Source organism: Pseudomonas sp. LBUM1661, from assembly GCF_059695925.1.
This window is the reverse complement of the sequence record NZ_CP166794.1, coordinates 6,696,437-6,714,320: the sequence shown is the minus strand read 5'-3', so window position 1 is coordinate 6,714,320 and position 17,884 is coordinate 6,696,437. Positions and strand designations below refer to the sequence as shown.

The window sequence follows — 17,884 nt, the reverse complement described above, 5'->3', positions numbered from 1 at the left end:
TACGGATCCAGTTGACCTGTAGGAGCGAGGCTTGCCCGCGAAGAGCGATGATGCGAAATATCCTGCAAAAAAGCCGAATGCTGGCCTTTCATCCAATTGTCATATTTCAGCCATAGAGTGTTCACACGGCCTGCTGATACTTGGCCCCGACTTAACACACCCTATCTGCTAGGAGTAAGGCATGAAACTGAAGCGTTTGATGGCGGCAATGACTTTTGTCGCTGCTGGCGTTGCGACTGCCAACGCGGTTGCCGCTGTTGACCCTGCGATCCCGAGCTACACCAAGACCACTGGTGTGTCGGGCAACCTGTCCAGCGTCGGCTCCGATACCCTGGCCAACCTCATGACCCTGTGGGCTGAGAACTACAAAAAAGAATACCCGAACGTAAACATCCAGATTCAGGCTGCCGGTTCTTCTACCGCGCCACCTGCGTTGACTGAAGGCACCGCTAACCTGGGCCCGATGAGCCGCAAGATGAAGGACAACGAACTGCAAGCCTTCGAAACCAAATACGGCTACAAGCCAACGGCTATCCCGGTCGCTGTGGATGCCTTGGCCGTGTTCGTGCACAAGGACAACCCGATTCAGCACATGACCATGGAGCAAGTCGACGCGATTTTCTCTTCGACTCGTCTGTGCGGTGCTAAAACCGACGTGAAAACCTGGGGTGATCTGGGCGTGACCGGCGACCTGGCCAACAAGCCGGTTCAACTGTTCGGTCGAAACTCGGTATCCGGCACCTACGGCTACTTCAAAGAAGAAGCCCTGTGCAAAGGCGACTACAAGCCAAACGTCAACGAACAACCAGGCTCGGCTTCGGTCGTGCAGTCGATCAGCTCCTCGCTGAATGGCGTTGGTTACTCGGGCATCGGCTACAAGACCGCTAGCGTGAAGACAGTTGCACTGGCCAAGAAAGGCAGCACTGAATTCATCGAAGACACCGAAGAAAACGCCCTGAACGGCAAGTACCCGCTGTCGCGCTTCCTCTACGTTTACGTCAACAAAGCACCGAACAAGCCTCTGGCCCCGCTGGAAGCCGAGTTCGTGAAACTGATTCTGTCCAAGCAGGGTCAGGAAGTTGTAGTGAAAGACGGCTACATCCCACTGCCGGCCAAGGTTGCTGCAAAAGCACTGGCTGACCTGGGTCTGCAAGAAGGCGGCAACGTCGCAAAGAAGTAACACCCTGAGTCCGGGATGATTTCCGGACTCCAGTGGGGGCGGGTACGCCCGCCCCCACACACCGCTAATTTTCTATCCACTGCCAGTTAACGCTGGCGGCGGATTTGTTGCGTCACTGCACTGTCATCTTTCTGTCATACAGGATCGCTAGGGTGTGCGCATGACTGATCTGGCCAATTCCACCATGACTACAAATCCCCCCAAGCGAATTGATTTCAATACGCCTGAGTTGCAACGCAAGCGCCGCATTCGCGCGCTCAAAGATCGCCTGACCCGCTGGTACGTCCTCATTGGCGGCCTTGCCGTCCTTGGCGCGATCACCCTGATCTTCTTCTTCCTCGCCTACGTCGTCCTGCCCCTGTTCCAGGGTGCCGACCTGACCACCAAGGACACCATCACGCCCGCCTGGATGCAGGACGCCGGCAAGCCGCTGATGATCTCCCTGGAAGAGCAGAACCAGGTCGCCATGCGGGTTTCCGACAAAGGGCAGGCACTGTTCTTCGACATCGAGAGTGGCGCCGAACTCAAGCGCGTCGATCTGCCAGTCCCGGCCGGGGCCAGCGTAACGTCTATCGGTAAAGACCAGCCCGGTCATCCGCTTGTAGCGGTGGGCTTTTCCAATGGCCAGGCTTTGGTGTTCCGTCACACCTATAAAGTCAGCTACCCGGAAGGCAAGAAAACCATCTCGCCGGCCATCGAATACCCGTATGGCGAAACACCGATTGCGCTGAACGAGGCGGGCGGTGCTCTCGAGCACGTCAGTCTTAACGCCACCGACACGACCCTGATGCTGGTTGGCTCCACTGGTTCGCAACTCAACGTTTTGTCGCTGACCAGCGAAGAAAACATGATGACTGGCGAAATCACCAGCGAGCAGAAGCGCATCGACCTTCCGCAAATGAACGAGCCGGTGAAGAACATCTTCGTCGACCCGCGCCAGCAGTGGCTTTACGTGATTAACGGTCGTGCTCAGGCCGACGTGTTCAGCCTGCGCGACAAGAGCCTCAACGGTCGCTACAAACTGCTTGAAAACGGCGATGCCGAGATTACTGCCAGCACCCAACTGGTGGGCGGCATCTCGCTGATCCTCGGCGATTCCAAAGGTGGCCTGGCCCAGTGGTTCATGGCCCGCGATCCGGACGGCGAACTGCGTCTGAAGCAGATTCGTACCTTCCAGATGGGCACCACGCCGATTGTTGAAATCAGTGCTGAAGAGCGGCGCAAAGGCTTCGTAGCCCTCGATGCATCCGGCAAGCTTGGCGTCTTCCACAGTACCGCTCACCGCACGTTGCTGGTCGATCAGGTGGTGGAAGGCCAGGGCATTTTCGGCATGTCGCCGCGTGCCAACCGTATCATCGTCGAGGCCAACGGTAAGGTGCAGCCGCTGTTGCTGGACAATCCGCACCCGGAAGTTTCGTGGAGCGCGTTGTGGAGCAAGGTCTGGTACGAGAACTACGACGAACCTAAATACGTCTGGCAATCGACCGCTGCCAACACTGACTTCGAACCGAAGATGAGCTTGTCTCCGCTGACGTTCGGTACCTTGAAGGCCGCGTTCTACGCCATGCTGCTGGCCGCTCCACTGGCCGTCGCTGCTGCTATCTACACCGCGTACTTCATGGCCCCGAGCTTGCGCCGCAAGGTCAAGCCAGTGATCGAGCTGATGGAAGCGATGCCGACGGTGATCCTCGGTTTCTTCGCCGGTCTGTTCCTCGCACCGTATGTAGAAGGGCACTTGCCGGGCATCTTCAGCCTGCTGCTGTTGATGCCGATCGGCATCCTGGTCGCCGGTTTCACCTTCAGCCGCTTGCCTGAGTCAATCCGCCTGAAAGTGCCGGACGGCTGGGAAAGCGCGATCCTGATTCCGGTGATCCTGTTCGTGGGCTGGCTCTCGCTGTACATGAGCCCGTACATGGAAACCTGGTTCTTCGGCGGCGATATGCGCATGTGGATCTCCCACGACCTGGGCATCACCTACGACCAGCGCAACGCACTGGTGGTCGGTCTGGCCATGGGCTTCGCGGTGATCCCGAACATCTATTCCATCGCCGAAGACGCCGTGTTCAGCGTGCCTCGCGGCCTGACCCTCGGTTCCCTGGCCCTCGGTGCCACACCGTGGCAGACCATGACTCGCGTGGTGATCCTCACCGCCAGCCCGGGCATCTTCTCGGCGCTGATGATCGGCATGGGCCGTGCGGTCGGTGAAACCATGATCGTGCTGATGGCCACCGGTAACACCCCGGTCATGGAAATGAACCTGTTCGAAGGTCTGCGCACGCTGGCCGCCAACGTCGCGGTGGAAATGCCCGAATCGGAAGTCGGCGGCAGCCACTACCGCGTGCTGTTCCTCTCGGCGCTGGTGCTGCTGTTGTTCACCTTCGTCATGAACACCCTCGCGGAACTGATTCGTCAGCGTCTGCGCAAGAAATACTCGTCGCTTTAAGAAAGGTAGAAGTCTGTGAAACAGAACTCCCTGAATGGATGGTTCAAGAGCGGCGCCCCCGGCGTCTGGATCAGCGGTGGCGCGGTGTCCATCGCGGTCATCATGACCATTGGCCTGCTGGCGGTGATTGCCGTGCGTGGCCTGGGTCACTTTTGGCCGGCGGACCTGATCCACGCCAGCTACGACGTGCCGGGCCAGGCCAACCACCTCGTCATCGGCGAAGTGGTGCAGAAAGAAGAAGTGCCACGCGAGCGCCTGAAAAGTGCTGGCCTGCCGGTGCCTGATCAGGGCCCGGAATTTATGACCCGCGAGCTGATCAAGGTCGGCAACCGTGACTTGAATGGCAACGACTTCACCTGGATCGTCGGCGAGTGGCTGACCAACCAGAAAACTCCACCTGAGCTGATGGCTATCGAGCGTCGCGAGTGGGGCAATTTCTACGGTTACCTGGTCAACGTCAAACAGGAGGGCAAGGTCATCGCTGAAGGCGAGGCCGCTTGGCCTGAGTTGCAGGCGCGTGTGGCCCGCGTCAACCAGCTCGCGGCACAGCTCAAGACCCTGGAAAAGGTCGATATCGGCGCGATTAACGCCGGCCTCGAACGCATCCGTCTGCACGGTCGCAAGCTGGAGCTGGCCGGCACCCTCGACGCCACCGCACAAGCGGACATGGAATCCGAGCGCGCCGAGCTGAACGCACGGTATCAGGACATCGAAGCACGTCTTGCCGACCTGCACGCCCAGTTCAACCGCGACAGCCTGACGGCCCGCGATGCCAACGGCAAAGAGATCGTGATCGACATCGGCAAAGTGGTTCACGCCTATCAGCCGAACGCCATGGGCACGATGACCAAGATCGGTTTCTACTTCAGCAAGGTCTGGGAATTCCTCAGCGACGATCCGCGTGAAGCGAACACCGAAGGCGGGATCTTCCCGGCGATTTTCGGCACAGTGATGATGACGTTGATCATGGCGATGATCGTGACCCCGTTCGGCGTACTGGCCGCGGTTTACCTGCGTGAATACGCCAAGCAGAACGCGCTGACCCGGATTATCCGCATCGCCGTGAACAACCTGGCGGGCGTTCCAGCCATCGTTTACGGCGTGTTCGGTCTGGGCTTCTTCGTCTATGTGCTGGGCGGTTCGGTCGACCGCTTGTTCTTCCCTGAGGCGCTGCCGGCGCCGACCTTTGGTACGCCGGGTCTGCTCTGGGCGTCCCTGACCCTGGCGCTGCTGGCGGTGCCGGTGGTGATCGTGGCCACGGAAGAAGGCCTGGCGCGGATTCCTCGCACCGTGCGTGAAGGCTCGTTGGCCCTCGGCGCGACCAAGGCTGAAACCTTGTGGAAGATCGTGCTGCCGATGGCCAGCCCGGCCATGATGACCGGCATGATCCTCGCCGTGGCTCGCGCCGCCGGTGAAGTGGCGCCGCTGATGCTGGTGGGTGTGGTGAAACTGGCGCCGTCGCTGCCACTGGACGGCAACTACCCGTACCTTCACCTGGACCAGAAGATTATGCACTTGGGCTTCCACATCTATGACGTCGGCTTCCAGAGCCCGAACGTCGAGGCCGCGCGGCCGCTGGTGTATGCCACGGCGCTGCTGCTGGTGCTGGTGATCGCCACGCTTAACCTGTCGGCCGTCTATATCCGTAACCACCTGCGCGAAAAATACAAAGCGCTGGATAGCTGAGTCATGCAGCACTGATTTCTATGTGGGAGCCAGCCTGCTGGCGATGGCATCACCGCGGTTTACAGATTGACCGCGTCGCCTGAATCGCCAGCAGGCTGGCTCCCACAAAAACCGAACCGAATTTGTTAGCACAGGGAGCCTCCCATGCAGCACGAAGCACATACCCACGGCATCAACATGTCTGCCTTGGGCCGCGACAAACAGAGCTTGAGTCTTGAGCAGGAAACCGTCGCCATCGAAGTGCCGGGCCTGAGCCTGTTCTATGGCGATAAACAAGCGCTGTACGACGTCAGCATGAACATCCCGAAACAGCGCGTGACCGCCTTCATCGGCCCGTCCGGTTGCGGTAAGTCCACGCTGCTGCGCACCTTCAACCGCATGAACGACCTGGTGGATGGCTGCCGTGTCGAAGGCGCGATCAACCTCTACGGCAACAACATCTACCGCAAGGGCGAAGACGTGGCCGAGCTGCGTCGTCGCGTCGGCATGGTGTTCCAGAAGCCCAACCCGTTCCCGAAAACCATCTATGAGAACGTGGTCTACGGCCTGCGCATCCAGGGCATCAACAAGAAGCGCATCCTCGACGAAGCCGTCGAGTGGGCGTTGAAGGGCGCGGCGCTGTGGGACGAAGTCAAAGACCGTCTGCACGAGTCGGCACTTGGCCTGTCCGGTGGTCAGCAACAACGTCTGGTGATCGCTCGCACCATCGCCGTGGAGCCGGAAGTGCTGCTGCTCGACGAACCATGCTCGGCACTCGACCCGATCTCCACGCTGAAAGTTGAAGAGCTGATCTACGAATTGAAATCGAAATTCACCATCGTCATCGTGACCCACAACATGCAACAGGCCGCGCGGGTTTCCGACTACACGGCGTTCATGTACATGGGCAAACTGGTGGAATTCGGCGACACCGACACCCTGTTCACCAATCCGGCGAAGAAGCAGACCGAAGACTACATCACCGGACGATACGGCTAGCCGTACAGCCGCAAGCTTCGAGCTGCAAGCGGCAAGTAAAAGCAGTTCAGCGTAACGACTCAAATCAGCTTGCAGCTTGTAGCTTGCGGCTTACAGCTTTTGCGGAGCAATCGCATGATTAGTAAAGAAGGCCTTACCCACCACATTTCCGCGCAGTTCAACGCTGAGCTCGAGGAAGTGCGCAGCCACCTCCTGGCCATGGGCGGGCTGGTTGAAAAGCAAGTCAACGACGCGGTTACCGCGCTGATCGAGGCCGACTCCGGCCTGGCCCAGCAGGTTCGCGAGATTGACGACCAGATCAATCAGATGGAACGCAACATCGACGAAGAATGCCTGCGCATTCTGGCCCGTCGTCAGCCAGCGGCGTCTGACTTGCGCCTGATCATCAGCATCTCCAAGTCGGTGATCGACCTGGAGCGCATCGGCGACGAATCCACCAAGATCGCCCGCCGCGCTATTCAGTTGTGCGAAGAAGGCGAAGCCCCGCGCGGTTACGTCGAGGTGCGCCACATCGGCGACCAGGTGCGCAACATGGTGCGCGACGCGCTGGACGCCTTTGCCCGTTTCGACGCCGACCTGGCGTTGTCGGTGGCGCAGTACGACAAGATCATCGACCGCGAATACAAGACCGCGCTGCGTGAGCTGGCCACCTACATGATGGAAGACCCACGCTCTATCTCGCGGGTCTTGAGCATTATTTGGGTGCTGCGTTCCCTGGAGCGGATCGGCGACCACGCGCGCAACATCTCGGAGCTGGTGATCTACCTGGTGCGCGGCACCGACGTACGTCACCTGGGCCTCAAACGCATGAAAGAAGAAGTTGAAGGCACAAGTGGCGAAAGCGCTAATGTTCCGGGCAAAGTTGACGATAAGTAAGATTGCCTGAGAAAAGCGCCCGGCCTTTTGGCCGGGCGTTTTTGTTTGCGGTTTATGAAGTCGACAGCAGCACCCGCGAACGAAAAGTCCCGGCGTGACTGAAGGTTTTTGGCAATGTGCCATCAGTAAGACGGTATGCTTGCCGGGATTTTTTAAAGGGGTGATGGATGAGTAAGGTCAGTGTGTTGGTCGTGGACGATGCGTCGTTCATCCGTGACCTGGTGAAGAAGTGCCTGCGCAACTACTTCCCGGGGATCCGGATCGAAGACGCGGTCAATGGCAAGAAGGCGCAGTCGCTGCTGGCACGGGAAGCGTTCGACCTGGTGCTGTGCGACTGGGAAATGCCGGAAATGTCTGGCCTGGAACTGCTGACCTGGTGCCGCGAGCAGGACAACCTCAAGACCATGCCGTTCGTGATGGTGACCAGTCGTGGCGACAAAGAGAACGTCGTGCAGGCGATCCAGGCCGGGGTTTCCGGCTACGTCAGCAAGCCGTTCACCAACGAGCAACTGCTGACCAAGGTCAAGCAGGCGCTGAACAAGGTCGGCAAGCTCGACACCTTGATGAACAGCGCGCCGACCAAGATGAACTCGGCGTTCGGTAACGATTCCCTGAACGCATTGACGGGTGGCAAGGCTGCCGTGGTCGCGCCTGCCCCGGCACCGGCTGCCGCACCGTCCCGTGGCTTGCTCAACAGCCCGCCGGTCAAGGCGCCAGTCGCCGCCGCCGGGCCAACCAGCGGTCGTGGCCAGGGCCAGCTGCGCCTGCCGAACGGTATTCAGCAATGCGTGATCAAAGCCTTGAGCCTCAAGGAAGCGTTGCTGGTGGTGAAACGCACCGACAACCTGCCGCAAGTGCTCGACAGCGCCGTGCTCGACCTGGAGCAGGGCGACAACGCTGAAGTCGCCCGCCTTAACGGCTACCTGCACGCGATCGTCGCCCATGAGCAGAAGCCCGACAGCGAATGGCTGCAGCTGACCTTCCGGTTTGTCGATCAGGATGCCCAGAAGCTCGACTACATTTCCCGCCTGATTGCCCGTGGTACCGCGCAGAAGCACTTCGTTCCAGGCGCGTAAGTCCGGCTTCGCTTGACGCTAAGCCATCGCGGGCAAGCCCGCTCCCACAGGTACAGTGAAAACCTTGTGGGAGCGGGCTTGCCCGCGATGGGGTCAGAACAATCACCGCCCATCTCCCGCACACCCCATTTTGAAACATCTGCCGACTACTCGGGTCCATTGCAGCTGCTAGGCTCCTTCCCAGGCCTTACTCGACAGACTCTTTGCCCATGCTCGCGCGCCTGCTGTTTTTCTGTGGTCTCTTCATGGCCTCCACCTCGGCTGTGGCCATGACGATCTACAAGTCCACCGACGCCAATGGCGTGGTCTCCTACAGTGACCGCCCCACGAAGGGCTCCCAGGTGTTCGTTTTTCGCGATCGCATGGTCGAGCACCTTGAGCGTCAGGTGTACCTCGATATCAAGAAGCAGAAGGGCATGGACAGCGTGTACGTGCGCAATGACCTGTATGCACCCGTCGAGATCGAGTTGAGTTTCACCGGTTTGAAGAACGTCAGTGGCGCGCCAAGCCGACCGATTCGCCGGGTGATGCCGGCCCGCAGCAACATTCGTCTGGCGCTGCTCACGGCGACTCAGGCGGGAAGGCCGCTCGTGTACGCGCCAACGTTTGAATATTCCCTGGGCGACCCCTCAGGCGCCGCCATGGCCTATCGATACCCGTTGCCCTGGCGGGGAGGGCCGTTTCGCTTGAGTCAGGGTGCCAATGGCCAATACAGCCACTTCGGCCCTAAAAGCCGTTACGCCATGGACATCGCCATGCCTGAGGGCACGCCGATCATCGCTGCGCGTGGCGGGGTGGTGGTGAAAACCGAGAACGCCCAGACCGGGCGCGGCACCGATCCGTCCGGCAACTTCGTGCGGGTGCTGCACGATGACGGGACCATGGGCGTGTACCTGCACCTCAAGCAAGGTTCGGTGAGCGTACGCGAAGGGCAACGGGTGGCGGTGGGCAGTGCGTTGGCGCTGTCGGGCAATACCGGCAACAGCAGCGGGCCGCACCTGCATTTCGTGGTGCAGCGCAATACGGGGTTGGGGCTGGTGTCGATTCCGTACCAGTTCAATCAAGCGGTGGGGGCGCTGCCCAACTTTGCGCTGGGCAAGCAGTGATGTGTTGTCTGGTCTGACGCCTTCGCGGGCAAGCCCGCTCCCACAGGTTATGCACTGACCTTGTGGGAGCGGGCTTGCCCGCGATGGGGGCGACGCCGATTTGAATTAACCGATCAGTCGAGCATCAACACCTTGGCCAAAATGATCTTCGGCCCTTTCATCTTCTTGATGATGATCCGCAAGCCTTCGACTTCCAGCACTTCTTCCTCTTCCGGCACCCGTTTCAGGGTTTCGTAGACCAGCCCGGCGAGGGTTTCGGCTTCGATGTGGTCCAGGTCGATGCCCAACAGGCGTTCAACCTTGAACAGCGGCGTATCGCCGCGCACCAGCAGCTTGCCCGGCTGGTACGCGAGGATCCCGCGCTCAGCCTTGCGGTGTTCGTCCTGAATATCGCCGACCAGCACTTCCAGCACGTCTTCCATGGTCAGGTAGCCAATGATGTTGCCATCAGCCTCTTCGACCAGCGCGAAGTGCGAACCGCCCTTGCGGAACTGTTCCAGCAACTGCGACAGCGGCAGGTGGCGCGACACGCGTTCCAGCGGCCGGGTCAGTTCGGCGAGGTTGAACGACTCGGGAATGTGGTCCAGGGCCGCCAGTTCCAGCAGCAGGTCCTTGATGTGCAGCAGGCCGACGAATTCCTGACGATCGCTGTCGTACACCGGATATCGGCTGAACTTGTGGCGACGGAACATCGCCAGGATTTCTTTGAGCGGCGCGTTGAACTCCAGCGTCACCAGATCTTCCCGGGAGTTGGCCCAGTCGACCACTTCCAGCTCGCCCATTTCCACCGCCGAGGCCAATACACGCATGCCTTGGTCGCTCGGGTCCTGGCCACGGCTGGAGTGCAGGATCAATTTCAGTTCTTCACGGCTGTAATGGTGCTCGTGATGAGGGCCGGGTTCACCTTGGCCGGCAATGCGCAGAATGGTGTTGGCACTGGCGTTGAGCAGGTAAATGGCCGGGTACATGGCCCAGTAGAACAGGTACAGCGGCACCGCTGTCCAGAGCGACAGCAGCTCGGGTTTGCGGATGGCCCAGGATTTCGGGGCCAGCTCACCGACCACGATGTGCAGGTACGAGATGACGAAGAACGCGGCGAAGAACGACACGCCCTTGATCACTTCGGCCGACTGCACGCCGACGGCTTCCAGCAGCGGTTCGAGGATGTGCGCAAACGCCGGTTCACCGACCCAGCCCAGGCCCAGGGAGGCGAGGGTGATACCCAATTGGCACGCCGACAGGTAAGCATCGAGCTGACTGTGCACGGTGCGCAGGATGTGCCCGCGCCAGCCGTTTTTTTCAGCGATGGCTTCGACCCGGGTCGAGCGCAATTTGACCATGGCGAATTCCGCGGCAACGAAAAAGCCGTTGAGCAAAACCAGGATCAGTGCAAAAAGAATCATGCCGAAATCGGCGAAGAGTGTCGCGAGGGTCAAGCCAGGGGATGGGTCCATGATGGAGTTTTGCGGTTTCCGTGTATTCAAAAAAGAGGGAAATGCGGTGCCTGAAGGGCAGGCACAAGTCAGCCAATGTAGCGGCTGACATGTCGATTGCCTAGTGTCGCGTGCTGGCCGGTATCAGTCGGCGGCGCTAATGACGCGAGTTTTGGTCACTTGGGCCGGCGCAAAATGGCAGGTAAAGGTGCTGCCGTGGCCCGGCACACTGCTGATTTCCATCCGTGCTCTATGGCGCAGTAGCACGTGTTTGACGATCGCCAGCCCCAGGCCAGTGCCGCCAGTATTGGAGTTGCGGCTGGAGTCGACGCGATAGAAGCGTTCGGTCAGGCGCGGCAAGTGTTTGCTGTCGATGCCGATCCCGGAATCCTGCACGCTCAGGTGCGCGCCTTGCTCATCGCCCCACCAGCGAATGCGGATATTGCCTTCGGCCGGGGTGTATTTCACCGCGTTGAACACCAGGTTGGAAAACGCGCTGCGCAATTCGGCTTCGCTGCCCTTGAGCAGAATCGTCGGATCGGCTTCCAGGGTGATCTTCTGATTGCGCTGGGCCGACAACTGCTGAGCGTCGCTCTTGATCGATTGCAGCAAGCCATCGATGGCGACCGGCTGGTTGTCCGACGGGTAGTCGGTGGCTTCCAGTTTGGCCAACAGCAGCAAATCATTGAGCAACGTCTGCATGCGCCCGCCTTGCTGCTGCATTTGCTGCAGGGCACGGGTCCAGCGCGGGTTCACCTCCTCGACGTTGTCGAGCAGGGTTTCCAGGTAGCCGCAGATCACCGTCAGCGGCGTGCGCAGTTCATGGGACACGTTGGCGATAAAGTCTTTGCGCATCTGTTCCAGCTGATGGATACGCGTGACGTCGCGCACCAGCATCAAGTGTTCATTGTTGCCGTAGCGGGTGATGTACAGCTGAATGCGCAGGCGATCGTTGATCGGCGAAGGGATTTCCAGTGGCTCGGCGTAGCTGTCCTGCTCGAAATATTCCTTGAAGCGCGGATGGCGCACCAGGTTGGTGACCGGCTGGCCGCTGTCTTGCGGCGTCTTGAGGCCGAGCAGGGTTTCGGCGGCGCGGTTCCACCATTCCAGGTTGCCGTCGCTGTCGAGCATGATCACCGCATCTTTCAACGCGGCGGTGGACTCCTGGACCCGATCGATCACCGCTTGCAGGCGCCCGCGAACGCGTTGGTCGCGGCGTTGCAGGTGGTAGATGCTGTCGAACACTTCGCCCCACAGGCCATAGCCATCGGGCGGTGCTTCATCAGGTTTATGCAGGCGCAGCCATTCGTGCATGCGCAGCAATTGCTTGAGGGTCCAGGCCAGGTAAAGGCCCAGGCCGACCGCCAGGCTCCAGCCGTAATAGCCGGTGATCAGGCCGATCACGAAACAGCCGGTCACCAGCAACAGCATGTGGCGAATCAGGGTGCCATGCCAGTTTTGGTTCACTTGAACACGCGTCCTTGTCAGCTTGTCGGGCGGTAAAGGTCCAGATCAGGCTTTGGTGGAAAAGCGATAACCGGTGCCGCGCACGGTTTGTACCAGATTTTCGTAGGCATCGCCGAGGGCTTTGCGCAGGCGTCGGATATGCACGTCGACGGTGCGTTCTTCGACATAGACGTTGCCGCCCCAGACCTGATCCAGCAACTGGCCACGAGTGTAGGCACGTTCCTGGTGGGTCATGAAAAATTGCAGCAGACGGTATTCGGTCGGGCCCATCTCGGCAGGTTTGCCGTCGATGGTTACGCGGTGGCTGATCGGGTCCAGCAGCAGGCCGCCGACTTCAATCGGCGTTTCGCCATCGGTAGGTCCGGCGCGGCGCAGTACGGCCTTGAGGCGCGCCACCAGCTCACGCGGGGAAAAGGGTTTGGTGATGTAGTCGTCAGCGCCGACTTCCAGGCCCTGGATCTTGTTGTCCTCTTCGCCCTTGGCGGTGAGCATGATGATCGGGATGTCCCCGGTCAGCTCATCGCGCTTGAGGCGGCGGGCCAATTCGATGCCGGAAGTGCCGGGCAGCATCCAGTCGAGCAGGATCAGGTCCGGCTTGCGGTCGACGATGATGGCGTGGGCCTGCTGGGAGTTCTCCGCCTCCAGGCAGTCGTAGCCGGCCATTTCCAACGCAACGGCGATCATTTCGCGAATGGGCGCTTCGTCGTCGACGATCAGAATGCTCCTGCCAACCATGCCTTTAATCCTCTTGTCATTTAACTGTCTTGCGCCGCATTAGATAACGGAATTATTGCAGTCGTGTGACAGTATTTTAGTCGCCCGGCGATTGTCATGATCCTGAACTAAGCTCTAAGTCCGAATCCTGACAACCACAAAAGGAAGGTTTCCATGAAGCGATACCCGCAATCCTTCAAAGCGCTGGTGCTGGCTGCTGCCCTGGCTCTGCCGGGAATGGCCTTCGCGGCCGAGCCGGTGATGATGAAAGACGGCGTGATGGCCGACCATAAGGGCATGACCCTGTACACCTTCGACAAGGACACTGGCGGCAAGTCAGTGTGCACTGGTCAGTGCGCGGAAAACTGGCCGCCGTTCAAGGCAGAGGCGGGTGCCAAGGCCGAAGGCAAATGGTCGGTCGTCAAGCGTGACGATGGCACGATGCAGTGGGCCTATGACGGCAAGCCGTTGTACTACTTCGTGAAGGACAAAAAACCTGGAGACAAGGAAGGCGACAAAATGAAGGACGTCTGGCACGTCATCACCAACTCCGGGCCGAAAATGTAAGCGATTTCCTAAACCTCAAGCCTCGCCCCGTGTAGGAGCGAGGCTTGCCCGCGAAGGCGCCAGCCGCCTCAACGCATTCCATAATCCAGAACAATCCCCACAAAAATCGCCAACCCTGCCCAATGGTTGTGCAAAAACGCCTTGAAGCAGCGCATCCGGTCCTTGCCGCGGGTGTACCAGAACTCCCACACAAAACAGCCCGCCGCCGTCAGCAAGCCGAGGTGGAACCAGCCGCCGAGCTCGAATTTCGACCCGGCCAGCAACAAGCAGCCCAGCGCCAACCCTTGCAGGGTCAGGATGATCACCCGGTCCGCGTCGCCAAACAAAATCGCCGTGGATTTCACGCCGATCTTCAGATCGTCGTCGCGGTCAGTCATTGCGTAATACGTGTCGTAGCCCACCGTCCACAGCAGATTGGCGATCCACAGCAACCACGCCGCCGCCGGCAGCTCGCCGGTTTCGGCCGTGAACGCCATCGGCATGCCCCAGGAAAACGCCGCGCCCAGCACCACTTGCGGGTAATAGGTATAGCGCTTCATGAACGGGTAACTGAAGGCCAGCGCCAAGCCACCGAATGACAGCCAGACTGTCTTCGCATTGGTGCACAGCACCAGCAGGAAGCTCACGCCCATCAGCAGCGCGAAGAACACCAACGCTTCTTTGGAGCTGATTTTGCCGCTCACCAAGGGCCGCTGCTCGGTGCGTTTTACGTAACCGTCGACCTTGCGGTCCGCCCAATCGTTGATCACGCAGCCGCCGGCACGGGTCAACACCACGCCGAGGACGAAAATCACGATGTTGGCCAAGGACGGCGAACCTTTACCGGCAATCCACAGCGCCCACAGCGTCGGCCACAGCAATAGATAGATGCCGATCGGCTTGTCCATGCGGGTCAGCTGAATGAAATCCCAGGCCCGAGGGTTCAAGCGGTTCAGGGACTTGAGCAGGCTCTGGTACATCAACAGTTCTCCGGATGGGCACGGGTGGCGAGCCACAAGGTCGGCAAGAAAACTTCAGCCACCAGCACGCTCAAGGCGCCGCGGTCGAAGCGCGAACGGCGGCCCCACAGCTCGGGTGCTCGCGATTCCATCGGCAGCCATTCCTGAGGATAGTGACAAACCTCGATGGCGCGGCGCTGGAACGCCTGATCGCAAAACAGCAACTCGCCCAACGAGCGGCTGCCCAACTCGTCCATGTGCAAACCGTCACCCTGCAAGGCACTGCGCGCCGCCACGCTGCGGGCAAACACCCACGCCTCGCCATGACCGCGCAGGTACACCTCACGCACCCAGCCTTCGCTGCCTTCGGCCAGGTCCAGTGCCGCGCATTCATCGGCGCGCAACGGCTGCCAGCCTTCGAACAGCGGCGTGACGCTGAAACCATCATTCGACAAACGGATCAGCCGTCGCGTCAGTGAGCCTTCGTCGAACAACCAGTCGAGGGTGGACGCGTCGGGGAGGGGGGCGAGCAGGCTTCGGGAGAGCCAGTGCGGGGCCGTGCGGGAGAGCGTTGAGTGCGGCACAGTGAGTCATTATTGGCAGCAAATGAGGCGGCGAGCTTACCATGTCAGCTCATTATTTTGAGTGATAGGGCCGCGCGTTGCGTCGAACAGGCTTGCATCTGTCCGGCCCCATCAGTACAAAACGCCCTGAGCCGGACGGCAACGCTTTACCCATCGACCGTTCGCGCCTGTAAAAGCCTGAATCCTGAGGATGTACCTGAATGAAAAAGTGGCAATGTGTGGTCTGCGGCCTGATCTATAACGAAGCCGACGGCTGGCCGGACGACGGCATTGCGCCTGGCACCCTGTGGCAGGACGTACCGGAAGACTGGCTGTGCCCGGACTGCGGCGTGGGCAAGATGGATTTCGAAATGATTGAAATCAACTAAGACATTGAGAGGAGTAAGGAATGAACGCACCTGTCGTGATCGTCGGTACCGGGCTGGCGGGCTACAACCTGGCCCGGGAGTTTCGCAAACTCGATGGCGAAACCCCGCTGCTGCTGATTACCGCCGATGACGGTCGTTCCTACTCCAAGCCGATGCTGTCCACCGGATTTGGCAAAAACAAAGACGCCGACGGCCTGAGCATGGCCGAGCCCGGCACCATGGCCGAGCAATTGAAGGCCGAAGTGCGCACCCACACCCGGATCAGCGGCATCGATCCGGGTCACAAGCGTTTGTGGATCGGTGAGGAAGCGGTGATTTACCGTGATCTGATCCTCGCCTGGGGCGCAGAAACCGTGCGGGTGCCCATCGAAGGTGACGCGGCGGAGGCGGTGTTCCCGATCAACGACCTGGAAGACTACGCACGCTTTCGCGCAGCGGCGGCCGGCAAGCGTCGGGTGTTGCTGCTCGGTGCCGGCCTGATCGGCTGCGAGTTCGCCAACGACCTGATCCTTGGCGGCTACGAGGTGCAACTGGTTGCACCGTGCGAACAGGTCATGCCGACCTTGCTGCACCCGGCGGCAGCGGCTGCGGTCCAGGCCGGGCTGGAAAGCCTGGGCGCGCGTTTCCACCTCGGCCCGGTGCTCAACCGTCTGCAGCGCGTTGCGGACGGGCTGGAAGCGCACCTGTCCGACGGCCAGGTCATCCCGTGCGATGTGGTGGTGTCGGCCATCGGTCTGCGTCCGCGCATCGACCTGGCGGCGGCTGCCGGTCTGCAGGTCAATCGCGGTGTGGTGGTCGACCGTCACCTGAAAACTTCCCACGCCAATATCTACGCACTGGGCGATTGCGCCGAGGTCGATGGGCTGAATCTGTTGTACGTGATGCCCCTGATGAGCTGTGCGAGAGCGCTGGCACAAACCCTCGCCGGCAACCCGGTGGCGGTGAACTATGGCCCGATGCCCATCACCGTGAAAACCCCGGTTTGCCCCTTGGTGGTTTCGCCGCCGCCACGGGGCACGGAGGGCGTCTGGACGGTCGAAGGGCAGGGCGCCGACATCAAGGTTTTATGCCGCAATGCCAGCGGAAAACTGCTCGGTTATGCCCTGACAGGCACGGCCGTGATGGAAAAACTGGCCCTCAACAAAGAGCTTCCGGCACTGCTGGCGTAAATACCGGTCGTTCTGTCGGAATCCCCCCGCTTTTGCCCCTACAAAGGTCGCGCCGAGACTGGCGCGGCTCTCTTGTGCATGCCATTCTCACTCCCGTCTGCCGCAGAGTAGAGCACCTGCGGCGCTTTGGGCGCTGTTCCAACGAGAACAGCACGGACATAACAACAAAAAACCGTCAAAGGGGCTTCACTAATGCGTAAACCAGAACTCGCCGCCGCCATCGCGGAAAAAGCAGATCTCACCAAAGAGCAGGCCAACCGCGTTCTCAACGCCGTTCTCGAAGAAATCACCGGCGCTCTGCACCGCAAGGACAGCGTTACGCTGGTAGGCTTCGGCACCTTCCTGCAACGCCACCGCGGGGCCCGCACCGGCAAAAACCCGCAAACCGGTGAGCCAGTGAAAATCAAGGCCAGCAACACCGTTGCCTTCAAGCCAGGCAAATCGTTGAAAGACAGCGTCAACCCGTAACACGCACCGACTGCCCGCCTGGCGGGTGAGCGGAATAAAAAATGGGCACGCCAACAAGGTTGGGTGCCCATTTTTTTGACCGCAACACTGGCCCTTGTAGGAGCCGGCTTGCCGGCGAAGGCGGCGTGTCAGTCGACATCAATGTTGATAGATGCGCTGGTTTTTGTGCTCCCAGCTGTGTGGTGGGCACCGTGACGCGAATACCCCGATGGCCAGAACACTCCCATCGGGGTTATTTACTGCTTGGTGAGTTAGCAGGCTGGGCTTTGTTGTTTGGTGAGAATCGCCGCCATTTCCGGTTCGTCCAGATGATCCAGCGCTCGCTCCACCAACAAATGCACCCCGTCGGCCATGCGGCTGAGCGCCAAAGCCACGGAGCGGCGTGAACCGTCTACATCGTCGGAAAGGCCGGCGGCGATGGCGCTGATGGACAGCAGGTCTTCCGAGGCGTTGGCGAGGAGGGCTTCAGTGTTGATGTCAGGACAGACGCTGAAGAGTTGGCCGTTGCGTTTCGGTGGTTTCTTTCGGTTGGCGGGAAGTGATGGTCGAGGGCGCGTTCGGCGGCTTCGTTTAGTTTGTTTGAATCGGGGCTTTCATAGGGAGAGACCGAATCGGTGTCCGGCGGGTTTGGCGTTACTTTGCACATAGTCTTCAATTCCTTGGGTGATGCTGACAACATTTCGCCGACTAAACGAAGGGGTGGCAGCTGTACGCAGGTTAGTCGGACCGGGGAATTGAAGAAGCCGGCGCACCCGAAGGTGCCCTGCGCACAGCCGCCATTAAATACAGGTAGGAAATACCTGTTTGAATGACGCTTGTGCAACTTCAATT

16 protein-coding genes and 1 pseudogene are annotated in these 17,884 nt (G+C 60.0%); 11 read left to right on the top strand and 6 right to left on the bottom strand.

The window, feature by feature from the left end; genetic code table 11:
- The first annotated feature begins 181 nt into the window (after positions 1–181).
- From ACA057_RS30930 to ACA057_RS30900, 7 genes are all read left to right on the top strand, one after another.
- Positions 182–1,180 (top strand): phosphate ABC transporter substrate-binding protein PstS family protein, encoded by a 999-nt coding sequence (locus tag ACA057_RS30930; RefSeq protein ID WP_497269450.1) that lies wholly within the window; start codon positions 182–184, stop codon positions 1,178–1,180.
- A gap of 160 nt (positions 1,181–1,340) precedes the next feature.
- On the top strand, positions 1,341–3,623 hold the full coding sequence (locus ACA057_RS30925) for an ABC transporter permease subunit (RefSeq protein ID WP_497344830.1): 2,283 nt from the start codon (positions 1,341–1,343) through the stop codon (positions 3,621–3,623).
- A 15-nt stretch (positions 3,624–3,638) separates the two neighbouring features.
- Positions 3,639–5,309, top strand: coding sequence for a phosphate ABC transporter permease PstA (gene pstA / locus ACA057_RS30920; protein WP_497344828.1), 1,671 nt, complete (start codon positions 3,639–3,641; stop codon positions 5,307–5,309).
- Between the two features lie 144 nt (positions 5,310–5,453).
- On the top strand, positions 5,454–6,287 hold the full coding sequence (gene pstB / locus ACA057_RS30915) for a phosphate ABC transporter ATP-binding protein PstB (protein ID WP_008150054.1): 834 nt from the start codon (positions 5,454–5,456) through the stop codon (positions 6,285–6,287).
- Positions 6,288–6,401: 114 nt separating this feature from the next.
- Positions 6,402–7,163, top strand: a complete 762-nt coding sequence (gene phoU, locus ACA057_RS30910) for a phosphate signaling complex protein PhoU (protein WP_059403833.1) — start codon at positions 6,402–6,404, stop codon at positions 7,161–7,163.
- A 167-nt stretch (positions 7,164–7,330) separates the two neighbouring features.
- The gene (locus tag ACA057_RS30905; protein ID WP_497344825.1) at positions 7,331–8,239 is read left to right on the top strand and encodes a response regulator; all 909 of its coding nucleotides are present in this window, start codon (positions 7,331–7,333) and stop codon (positions 8,237–8,239) included.
- A gap of 209 nt (positions 8,240–8,448) precedes the next feature.
- Positions 8,449–9,345 carry a peptidoglycan DD-metalloendopeptidase family protein gene (locus tag ACA057_RS30900; protein ID WP_497344823.1) on the top strand — a complete coding sequence of 299 codons (897 nt, stop codon included), beginning with the start codon at positions 8,449–8,451 and terminating at the stop codon, positions 9,343–9,345.
- A 113-nt stretch (positions 9,346–9,458) separates the two neighbouring features.
- Here the strand turns inward: ACA057_RS30900 and ACA057_RS30895 are convergent, their stop codons facing one another.
- The 3 genes from ACA057_RS30895 to phoB form a co-directional block, all read right to left on the bottom strand.
- Positions 9,459–10,799 (bottom strand): hemolysin family protein, encoded by a 1,341-nt coding sequence (locus ACA057_RS30895; protein ID WP_497344821.1) that lies wholly within the window; start codon positions 10,797–10,799, stop codon positions 9,459–9,461.
- Positions 10,800–10,922: 123 nt separating this feature from the next.
- Positions 10,923–12,245: a phosphate regulon sensor histidine kinase PhoR gene (gene phoR / locus ACA057_RS30890; RefSeq protein ID WP_497344819.1), complete on the bottom strand. Its 1,323-nt coding sequence runs from the start codon at positions 12,243–12,245 to the stop codon at positions 10,923–10,925.
- A 45-nt stretch (positions 12,246–12,290) separates the two neighbouring features.
- The gene (gene phoB, locus ACA057_RS30885) at positions 12,291–12,980 is read right to left on the bottom strand and encodes a phosphate regulon transcriptional regulator PhoB (RefSeq protein ID WP_008150066.1); all 690 of its coding nucleotides are present in this window, start codon (positions 12,978–12,980) and stop codon (positions 12,291–12,293) included.
- Between the two features lie 153 nt (positions 12,981–13,133).
- On the opposite strand from phoB, the gene ACA057_RS30880 reads away from it, so the two are divergent.
- Entirely contained in the window at positions 13,134–13,526 is a 393-nt protein-coding gene (locus ACA057_RS30880) for a COG4315 family predicted lipoprotein (protein WP_497344817.1), read from the top strand.
- A gap of 68 nt (positions 13,527–13,594) precedes the next feature.
- Here the strand turns inward: ACA057_RS30880 and ubiA are convergent, their stop codons facing one another.
- Together ubiA and ACA057_RS30870 are read right to left on the bottom strand one after the other, a co-directional pair.
- Positions 13,595–14,485 (bottom strand): 4-hydroxybenzoate octaprenyltransferase, encoded by an 891-nt coding sequence (gene ubiA / locus ACA057_RS30875; protein WP_497344815.1) that lies wholly within the window; start codon positions 14,483–14,485, stop codon positions 13,595–13,597.
- Positions 14,485–15,048 (bottom strand): chorismate--pyruvate lyase family protein, encoded by a 564-nt coding sequence (locus ACA057_RS30870; RefSeq protein WP_497344813.1) that lies wholly within the window; start codon positions 15,046–15,048, stop codon positions 14,485–14,487. Before ACA057_RS30870 ends, ubiA begins: the two co-directional genes overlap by 1 nt.
- A gap of 200 nt (positions 15,049–15,248) precedes the next feature.
- Between ACA057_RS30870 and ACA057_RS30865 the strand changes: the two genes are divergently transcribed.
- The 3 genes from ACA057_RS30865 (at position 15,249) to ACA057_RS30855 (ending at position 17,053) form a co-directional block, all read left to right on the top strand.
- Positions 15,249–15,416 (top strand): rubredoxin, encoded by a 168-nt coding sequence (locus tag ACA057_RS30865; RefSeq protein ID WP_007954349.1) that lies wholly within the window; start codon positions 15,249–15,251, stop codon positions 15,414–15,416.
- Between the two features lie 20 nt (positions 15,417–15,436).
- The gene (locus ACA057_RS30860; RefSeq protein ID WP_497344811.1) at positions 15,437–16,585 is read left to right on the top strand and encodes an NAD(P)/FAD-dependent oxidoreductase; all 1,149 of its coding nucleotides are present in this window, start codon (positions 15,437–15,439) and stop codon (positions 16,583–16,585) included.
- Positions 16,586–16,777: 192 nt separating this feature from the next.
- Positions 16,778–17,053, top strand: coding sequence for an HU family DNA-binding protein (locus tag ACA057_RS30855; RefSeq protein ID WP_003213368.1), 276 nt, complete (start codon positions 16,778–16,780; stop codon positions 17,051–17,053).
- Between the two features lie 251 nt (positions 17,054–17,304).
- Here the strand turns inward: ACA057_RS30855 and ACA057_RS30850 are convergent.
- Positions 17,305–17,699 (bottom strand): annotated as a pseudogene (locus ACA057_RS30850) (DUF6124 family protein).
- Between the last annotated feature and the right edge of the window lie 185 nt (positions 17,700–17,884).